The sequence below is a fragment of the Anaerotignum sp. genome (assembly GCF_045122575.1).
GTDB lineage: Bacteria > Bacillota > Clostridia > Lachnospirales > Anaerotignaceae > Anaerotignum_A.
Map to the genome: position 1 here is coordinate 1 of NZ_JBGVHV010000171.1, position 8213 is coordinate 8213.

General features: G+C 45.8%; 9 protein-coding genes and 1 pseudogene. 5 read left to right on the forward strand and 5 right to left on the reverse strand.

From position 1 onward, the window contains the following. Nucleotides 1-448, reverse strand: a 448-nt coding sequence (locus tag ACJMLT_RS08485; RefSeq protein WP_405729426.1) for an RNA polymerase sigma factor, incomplete at its 3' end; no start/stop codon positions are given. A 196-nt stretch (nucleotides 449-644) separates the two neighbouring features. Next, entirely contained in the window at nucleotides 645-1964 is a 1320-nt protein-coding gene (gene brnQ / locus ACJMLT_RS08490) for a branched-chain amino acid transport system II carrier protein (RefSeq protein WP_405729429.1), read from the reverse strand. A gap of 730 nt (nucleotides 1965-2694) precedes the next feature. Between brnQ and ACJMLT_RS08495 the strand changes: the two genes are divergently transcribed. Beyond that, entirely contained in the window at nucleotides 2695-3414 is a 720-nt protein-coding gene (locus ACJMLT_RS08495) for a helix-turn-helix domain-containing protein (protein WP_405729432.1), read from the forward strand. Between the two features lie 52 nt (nucleotides 3415-3466). On the opposite strand, the gene ACJMLT_RS08500 is transcribed toward ACJMLT_RS08495, so the two are convergent. Together ACJMLT_RS08500 and ACJMLT_RS08505 are read right to left on the reverse strand one after the other, a co-directional pair. Beyond that, entirely contained in the window at nucleotides 3467-3895 is a 429-nt protein-coding gene (locus ACJMLT_RS08500; protein ID WP_405729435.1) for a hypothetical protein, read from the reverse strand. A 21-nt stretch (nucleotides 3896-3916) separates the two neighbouring features. Further along, nucleotides 3917-4609 (reverse strand): S8 family serine peptidase, encoded by a 693-nt coding sequence (locus tag ACJMLT_RS08505; RefSeq protein WP_405729438.1) that lies wholly within the window; start codon nucleotides 4607-4609, stop codon nucleotides 3917-3919. A gap of 93 nt (nucleotides 4610-4702) precedes the next feature. Between ACJMLT_RS08505 and ACJMLT_RS08510 the strand changes: the two genes are divergently transcribed. From ACJMLT_RS08510 to ACJMLT_RS08520, 3 genes are all read left to right on the forward strand, one after another. Further along, a complete protein-coding gene (locus ACJMLT_RS08510) occupies nucleotides 4703-4972 on the forward strand; it encodes a hypothetical protein (protein WP_405729440.1) in 270 nt (89 codons plus the stop codon). A 102-nt stretch (nucleotides 4973-5074) separates the two neighbouring features. Continuing rightward, nucleotides 5075-6025, forward strand: a complete 951-nt coding sequence (locus ACJMLT_RS08515; protein ID WP_405729443.1) for a recombinase family protein — start codon at nucleotides 5075-5077, stop codon at nucleotides 6023-6025. Next, nucleotides 6022-6588, forward strand: coding sequence for a hypothetical protein (locus ACJMLT_RS08520; RefSeq protein WP_405729446.1), 567 nt, complete (start codon nucleotides 6022-6024; stop codon nucleotides 6586-6588). Before ACJMLT_RS08515 ends, ACJMLT_RS08520 begins: the two co-directional genes overlap by 4 nt. Before the next feature lie 46 nt (nucleotides 6589-6634). On the opposite strand, the gene ACJMLT_RS08525 is transcribed toward ACJMLT_RS08520, so the two are convergent. Next, the gene (locus tag ACJMLT_RS08525; RefSeq protein ID WP_405729449.1) at nucleotides 6635-7318 is read right to left on the reverse strand and encodes a GntR family transcriptional regulator; all 684 of its coding nucleotides are present in this window, start codon (nucleotides 7316-7318) and stop codon (nucleotides 6635-6637) included. A gap of 551 nt (nucleotides 7319-7869) precedes the next feature. Here ACJMLT_RS08525 and ACJMLT_RS08530 point away from each other — a divergent pair. Next, nucleotides 7870-8213: pseudogene (locus tag ACJMLT_RS08530) on the forward strand (hypothetical protein); the annotation flags it as partial.

An 8213-nucleotide genomic window follows, 5' to 3' on the forward strand; every position in this document is an offset into this window, starting at 1 on the left:
GGGCGCTGTATAGTCGGGTTTTTACGGTGCTCAGCGGGGTATCGGTGATTTCTGCGATCTGTTTTAAGGTCAGGTCTTCATAATAATGAAGGATGACGACGGTCTTCATTGGCTCAGGCAGCTGCAGCACAGCGGCGTAAGCCTCGTTATCTTCGGTGAAGGCAGGCTCCGTATAGGTCAGCCCTGCCGTATGTTCTTCTGTGAGCGTCGTCAGGTTTTTCTGTTTGCGCAGATATTGCAGCGATTCATTCACCACGATACGGTAAAACCACGTCTTGATTGCCAGGGGATTTCGCAGCCCGTAGCAGCCCTCCAGACCGCGGATGATAGCGTTTTGTACCACATCCAGCGCGGCCTGTTCTTCCTGCAGGTAGCTGTAAGCCAGACGATAGAATTTGTTCTGATTTTCAATGATGTATTGGACAGTGCAGTCATAAATGTCCTGCATTGGGGTACCTCCTTCTGTTGTGTTCCGCGGTTCTTTTGGAAAACTGTTTCTGTTTTCTGTCTTATAGATGGGCGGAAGGGGAAAAAAGTTTGTGTCTTTGAAAAATTTTTTGGAAAAATAGAAGGACACTGTCGGGAGACAGTGTCCATTCTATCATTTTATATTTATTTGTAAAGGATAGGAATACCGGATTTTATCATGCTGCGTCGGGGTCTTCGTCGTCTCTGCTGAAGGAGAAACTGCCTTCGGAAGCGGGAATGCATTTGCCGATGAGACCGCCAATGATGGCAGGAACCACCCAGCCGCACTGGAAGGAACCCAGAGGAAGATGGTGGATGAATTCCAGAGGGAAACCAAAGCCGTTCAGCACTTCTGCGCCGCTGGCGATCAGCGCAAACATGGCTGCGAAAACATAAATATTGTTGTTTTTGATTTTATTGCTGAAGAAATTCAGTACGATCATGACCAGAACCACAGGATACAGCAGGCTCAGTACGGGAGAAGCAATGCTGATAATGGCGGAAATGCCGAAGTTGGAAACGATGTAGCTGAAAGCAACGGTTGCGAGTACAACTTTTGTATAGGAAACTTTGCCCTTTGTCAGTTCTTCAAAATAGGATGCACAGGAAGAAACCAGACCGATGGCTGTGGTCAGGCAGGCAAAGAATACAATGATTGCCAGGACCAGAACGCCGTAATTACCGATCAGAGACTGCGTGATGGCAACCACCAGACCTGTCTGGTTATAGCTTTCAAAACCGCCTGCAGATGTTGTGGCACCCAGAAATGCCAGACCGCCGTAGATCACGAACAGGGCAACCGCAGCAAAGATACTGGATTTGATGACCACGTTCATGGTATCTCTTGTTTCTGTGTAGCCTTTGTCTTTCGCTGCGGAAATGATGATGATGACAAATACGATGGAAGCCAGAACGTCCATGGTCTGATAACCGGACAGGATGCCTTCTTTTACGGTGTCAAATTTTGCTACAGAGCTGATATCACCAATGGGATTGAGGATGCCCAGAACGATCATAGCCAGAAGACATGCCACCAGAACAGGGGTCAGATATTTGCCGATCACGTCAACAACGCCGGAGGGGCGCACAGTGAACAGAAGCACCAGACCAAAGAAGATGGCACCGAATACCCAGCTGTTGATGGCGGGGAAGATGGGCATAACACCCATTTCAAAGGTTGTTGCCGCGGTACGGGGAATGGCCAGGAAGGGGCCGATACAAAGCACGATCAGTGTATTGATGATGGCAGAGGGAGTGGGGCCCAGTTTTCTGGTCACGCCCTGAATGGAAATGTCGCCGCTTTTGATCATGGAAAGGATGGCAACCAGTGCCAGACCAACATCGGCTACAAAGAAGCACATGAAACCCAGAAACCATTCGCTTCCTGCATTGGTACCAAGGTAAGGGGGGAAGATCAGGTTACCTGCGCCGAAAAACATGGCAAACAGGGCAAGCCCGATGACTGCAATGTCCATAAAGTTAGTCTTTTTTTTCATACGTTTGAACGCCTCCTGAAAAATTTGATCATTTCTCTCAAAAGAATTCCCCGATGGTTTGTATGGGGAGTTTGGTTTACAAATAAATTATGACGGCTGCAAAAATTTTTGTCAAATGTCTCAAAAGGCGCTAAATTTCATGTAAATTAGAAAAATGTATACCGTAGGTGGAAAAAGTGATGTAAAATGTACGCGTATTGAGGAAATATGCAAATAAGTTTTGCAAATCATAGATTTTCTTATTTTTATGAAATTAACATAATATTTATGAACGGTATGAAATGGCAAAAGAAAATCCTACAAAGCCTATTCTATTTGTTAAATTTACATAACATTAAGTGTTTTTTAACATTTTCTTAAGGGAGTATGTAGAAAAAAACATGGATTTTCGAAATGCTCTGTGATACAATGATGAACAATATCATTGGAAGAGGGAAAGCATACTGAGGGGATAATTTTAATCACAGGAAACTTTTCAACAGGTTTTTTGAAAATGCAGGGAAAACAGGAAAGTTTTCCGTGACGGCAGATGTCATATTTGGAAACGAATTTTCTGAGAAAACAGGGGCGAAGGTGTTTTTGGGAAAGTAGTGTTTGTTCGGTTTCCATAATATATGATATGAAAAATATCAAATGGTGCAACGGTTGTATTTCATAAGATTTGTATTATAATAATGCCATGCGCAAGAGAGGCGTGGTTATGGGGAAAAGGACATAGGTGAGTATGAAAATGAAAGAAATCAGTATCCATGTAGGGCAGAGGATCCGTCTGTACCGAAAAATGAAAGGGATGACCATTGAAACCTTTGCGGGGATGATCCATAAAAGTAAAGCAACGGTTTCTAAATATGAAAATGGGGATATTTCCATCGATATTGAAACACTGTTTGTCATTGCAAAGGCATTGGATATCGCGGTGAATCATCTGATCGATTACACCAGCGAAGAGGAGGCGGCCGCAGAAGGAGAAGAAGTGGCAAAAGGCTCCCTGAGCAAAAGCAGATACTATATGTATTTCTATGACGGCAGACGCAACCGCATTGCACGAAATATCATTGAAGTGCAGGATGGCGGTCAGGAAAACGGTGTGTTTGATGCCAATATGTATGCATATCTGGAAAGCTTTGAAAATTATTATCAGTGCAAATTGCTGTATCATGGTGTGATGCGCAGATATGATACTTTCGTAAACTTCAACTTTGAAAATCAGAATAACAAGGTGGAAAGAGCCTTTCTCTATGCCATCAATTCCTTTAGTCACAGCGGCAGAATGGCGGGGCTTTACTGCGGTCTTTCCACACAGCCGATCCTGCCTGCCTGCTTCAAATTTGTTCTGTCTCCTGAAATTCTGGAGGAAAACGAAGAACTGAAGGCGGAGCTGGCAGTTTCCAAGGAAGATATCAAGGTGCTGAAAAAAATGAATATGTTTGTTGTCAGCGACCACGCGTAAATTGTTTTGCAGACAGAGAAGCCTCAGGGAAATCCTGAGGCTTTTTGTGTGTTCAGAACTGATCGGCAAGAGCCAGTGTCAGGAGCAGGCCTGCCAGTCGGGCGGAATGAGCCGAGGGCAAATCTTCTGCTGTGCCGCCTGCTGCACTGCGGGCTTCCAGCAGATTTCCGGCAGAAAGTTCCTGTACATTCTGTTGGATATGCTGTATGGTGTGCAGAAAAAGCAGGCTTTGGGTCATGCGGTCGATCTGACTGCGGCCGTTTTCGTCGGCAAAGGCGGCAAGCGCCCGCAGGAGGGTCACTTCCTTTGGGGGATGTTCCACAGAAAAATTTTTTTCCGTTCTGGCAGCGGTGCGGATCTTCTGCAGATATTCTGTTTCCACGGTATCCCGCAGGGTGGATAGCATCTGGTTGAAGTCCCGCTCCAGTCCGTTGGTTTGCTGCAGGGTGCGGGCAAGGGCATAAAGGGTATTTTCTGACATGGTTCAGCCACCTTTCTGTTGTTAGGTTAGGAGCATTTCTCTGGTCAGGAGTCCTTCCGTCGGCAGGGTGAGCTGCAGCAGCATTTTTTTGATCTCCCGTGGATGTGCCCGCGGGTGGCGTTCCAGCAGGCGGGCGGCGGCACCGCTGACAAAAGGCGTTGCCATGGATGCGCCGCTCATGCGGATATAATGGGGATGCACCACATTCCGGCGGCTGCGATTGGGCAGCGTGAAATCATAGTCGGGAGAAAGAACAGAAATGATATCGTCTCCCATTGCCCAGAGGTCGGGGCTTTCTTCTCTGGTAAAGCGGGAAAAGGAAGCGGACTGAAAATACTGCCGATCCTCCCAGGCGCCCACGGAGATCACGCCGCTGCTGACAGCAGGCGGGGGGCGGTGTCCACTGTGGCCATCGGGATTGCCTGCGGCGGCCACCACCACGATGCCTGCCTGCCAAAGCTGTTCCACGGCTTCCTTCAAAGGCAGATTGACCTTTCTGTCGTTTGTGCCGATGGAAAGATTTACTACTCTGATATTATATTTGCGAAAATTGTCCATTATCCATCGAAGGGCACGAACCGCCTGGGCGGAATTTCCCTGACCGCCTCTGTCGAGGATCTTGATGGAAACGATATTGACGTGAGGGGCGATCCCGCAATAGACGCCCTGGGAAAGGGATCCGTTTCCGCAGGCGATCCCCGTGACATGGGTCACGGGAACGAAAGGGGAAGGACAGGAATTTCTTGCTTTTTGTGCTTGTTTGCGGTAGAATAAAAACAATGAAATGGGAAGAAGGAGGAAATTATCGTGCAAGCCTTAACCGATAAAGGAAGTGCCCTGAAAGCGAAGTTTAAAAAATTCCAGAAACTCAGCCTGCTGCTTTATGCGCTGGCGGCGATTTCTTTCGTATTTGCATCCAATATCCCTCTGGCGGTCATCCTTGTGATCCTGGATATTTTTCTGGAAACAAAACTGTATATTTGCCCTCATTGCGGTAAAACACTGGATTGCCGCAGAAAGGTCCATGATGATGTGACATGCCCCAAATGTCAGAAATATATTTTCAGAGGACTTTGATCGATGGAGAAAAAGCCTTGACCTGAGAAGGTCGGGGCTTCTTTATTTCTGTTGGAAAGCACGGCAGCATATCTTTTTAAAAACAGAAAAAGAGGCGGTGCTATGAAACAGGAACTGGCGGCGATCTACTGCAGGCTTTCTGTAGAGGATCGGGAAAAGGAGCAGACAGAAAGCGAAAGTATCCGCAACCAGAGGGCACTTTTGCTGGGGTTTGCGGCAGAGCGTGGGTGGTTGGTGTATGATATTTATGCCGACGAGGATTATTCCGGCTTGCGGGAGGATCGGCCGGAATTTCAGCGGATGCTGCAGGATGCGGAACGGGGGCGGTTTTCTGTCATCCTTTGTAAGACCCAGTCCCGATTTACCAGAAACGCCGTGACGGCAGAACGGTATCTCCATGAAAAATTTCCCTTGTGGGGGATCCGCTTTGTGACGGCGGTGGATCATGTGGATACGGCTTTTCGTGCCAATAAAAAAGCCCGACAGATCAACAGTCTGGTCAATGAATGGTATTCGGAAGAACTTTCGGAAAACATTCGCGCGGTGTTTCGCAGGAAAATGGAGGAAGGGAAGTTTCTGGGAAATTATGCGCCCTATGGCTATGAGAAAGATCCGAGCGACCGACATCATCTGGTGGCCGATCCGGAAACGGCTCCGGTGGTGAAGCAAATATATGGGTTGTATTTATCGGGTCTTTCCTGTAAAATGGTTGCAGAAAGGCTGACCGAATGGGCGATCCCCACGCCGTCTCAGGTGAAAAAAAGCCGCGGACAGGATCTGGGCAGAAAAGACTGTCGGAAATGGTCTGCGGGAACTGTACGCAGGATCCTGCGGAATCCGGTTTATCTGGGGCACATGGTGCAGGGAAAGGAAGAGAAAATCAGCTTTAAGGAGAAAAAAGTGCAGGAATTGCCAAAGGAACGCTGGTTTGTGGTGGAAAATACCCATGAACCTCTGGTGGAAAGGGCGATTTTTGAGGAAACAGGGCGAATGTTGGAACGGGGCAGAAAACATTTTCCCATAGAAGAAGTGCGAGGAGGAAATCTGAAATGAAAAAAAGAATGTTGGCAATGGTATTTGCGGTAATGATGGTTTGCGGCGTGGCAGGCTGCGGCGGCAGCGGTGAAACACAGCCCGAAAGCGAAAATCCCATCGCAACAGAAATGCAGGCGGAACTGCAGTCTTACGCAGCGGATCTGGATGCGGCAGCAGCAACAGAAGCAGGGTTATTCACCATCGCAAATGGCGCAGTTGCAGGCGGTCAGGAACATTGGGATGCATTTATGGCGGAAGAAACAGAATCTGTGATCCTGTGCCAGTTCTCCATGAATGGTGGTGCCATGCTGGACTATGTGCAGAGACAGGAAGACGGCTCTTATCTGGTCGTTTCCGATGTGACCAGAGACGGCTATGAATATGAAGAAAAAGAAGATTATAAAACACAGAGCTTTACAGAGATCAAAGTGTTTGAAAACTTTACTGTACAGGAAGGCGGCACACCTCATACTGTCTGCGTGATGACAAACGATGCAGACCTGGATGCGGCAACATTCCTGCAGTACTGGAATGAACTGTCCTATGAAGAAAACGGTGCATTTATGTTGTTCGTGATCTAAGCAGAGAAACAAAAAAGAACCCATTGGGGTTCTTTTTTTGTTCTCTTTAATCGGGATTTACCATCTGATTTACTTTAAAGATCAGGCGTAAAGCCTTATTGGAATTTTCCAGATGGACTTCCACCGCTCTGCGCAGAGCGTCCAGATCGGAAGCCAGTGCGGCATCCAGAATTGCCTGATGTTCCTGCACACATTCCATATCTCTGTATTTGGGCTGGCTCACATACATGCCGGAGGCATAGGTAAAGGGCTGCATGCTGCGGAATACATCCACGGCTTTCTGGTTGCCGGATGCTTTCAGATACAGGGTGTGAAATTCAAAGTCCAGCTCGAAGTATTCTTCGGGTTTATGGACAGAATCATTTCCGGAAATAAAAGCTTTCTGTTTTTCCAGATTATTGATCAGCTGTTGGCGCAGCTCTGTGTTGTAGTTCAGTGTTGTTACGATATCCTTAATAAAGAAGGTATCCATCATCAGGCGCATATCAAAAATGTCAGTCATTTCGTGGGGGGTCATTGTGCGCACACTCATCCCCTTATTGGGTGTATTCACAACGATTTTTTCCTCCGCCAGTTTTTGCAAAGCCTGTTTTACCGGTGTGTCGCTGACATCATATTTTCTTGCCAACTCCTTGATATTCAGTTTTTCGCCTGGCAGAAATACCTTTGCATTGATATCATCTTTGATATCCTGATAGATCTTATCGGTCAGTGTCAGTTTTTTCCCCATAAAATCTCCTCTTTCATTGTTTGCTACATAGGTTTTGTTTACAGTCTTCCCGAAAAAGGGAAAAATTATCTGAAATATTTTGCTTTATATTATACGCTTGTTTGTCAAAAAAGTCTATGATTTTGTTGTTAAGAAACCTTTATTTGTAAAAATGAGATATAAAATAGATTTAAAAGTGTCGATTAAACTTTATTTTTTGGAATAAAAAACTATTAAACTGCAAAAAACAGCTTGTTTGATGGACGAAAAATGTCCTGTAAATACAAAATAATACATTGATTTTATATAAATGTGCATTTTAAACAAAAAATGAGATTTATTTATTATAAAAAGGGACATTATTTTGGATTTATTGTTCATTGACAGTTGATTTTTTGAGTATTATAATTCAAAAAAAGACGGATTTTGTCTTAAATAAATCTTTTTCGCGAAAATAGATGTTTTATGATTGGGATTTGTATTACAAAAGAATGCAAAGAGATTTTTCTTTCCAAAACAGATGGAAAGGGAAATGTCCCGAAGCGGTAGTTCAATATTGAGGAGGGAACACTATGAGGTTAAAAAGAGGTATCGCTGCAATGCTGGCAGCGGTAACAGTGTTTGGTCTGGCTGGCTGCGGCGGTTCCGAAAAGGAAACAGCTGACGGCACAGAAAACACAGCAACAAAAAACACAGGTTTCGTAGAAAAGAAAGTAGAACCTGTAAACTTTGACTCCGGCGTAGAACTGACAGATGACTGCTATCACTTCATTTACGCGCTGGGTAACGCACCTGCGACCATCGACGCTGCAAAATTCTTCAAAATGCGTCTGGAACAGGAATCCAAAGGTACACTGAGCTGCGATATTTACACAGACAACGTACTTGGTTCTGAACGTGAACTGCTGGAAGGCTG

Coding starts and splice junctions, on each gene's coding strand:
- brnQ (WP_405729429.1), bottom strand. CDS start 1,964: ATGAAAAAAAAGACTAACTTTATGGACATTGCAGTCATCGGGCTTGCC.
- ACJMLT_RS08495 (WP_405729432.1), top strand. CDS start 2,695: ATGAAAGAAATCAGTATCCATGTAGGGCAGAGGATCCGTCTGTACCGA.
- ACJMLT_RS08500 (WP_405729435.1), bottom strand. CDS start 3,895: ATGTCAGAAAATACCCTTTATGCCCTTGCCCGCACCCTGCAGCAAACC.
- ACJMLT_RS08515 (WP_405729443.1), top strand. CDS start 5,075: ATGAAACAGGAACTGGCGGCGATCTACTGCAGGCTTTCTGTAGAGGAT.
- ACJMLT_RS08520 (WP_405729446.1), top strand. CDS start 6,022: ATGAAAAAAAGAATGTTGGCAATGGTATTTGCGGTAATGATGGTTTGC.
- ACJMLT_RS08525 (WP_405729449.1), bottom strand. CDS start 7,318: ATGGGGAAAAAACTGACACTGACCGATAAGATCTATCAGGATATCAAA.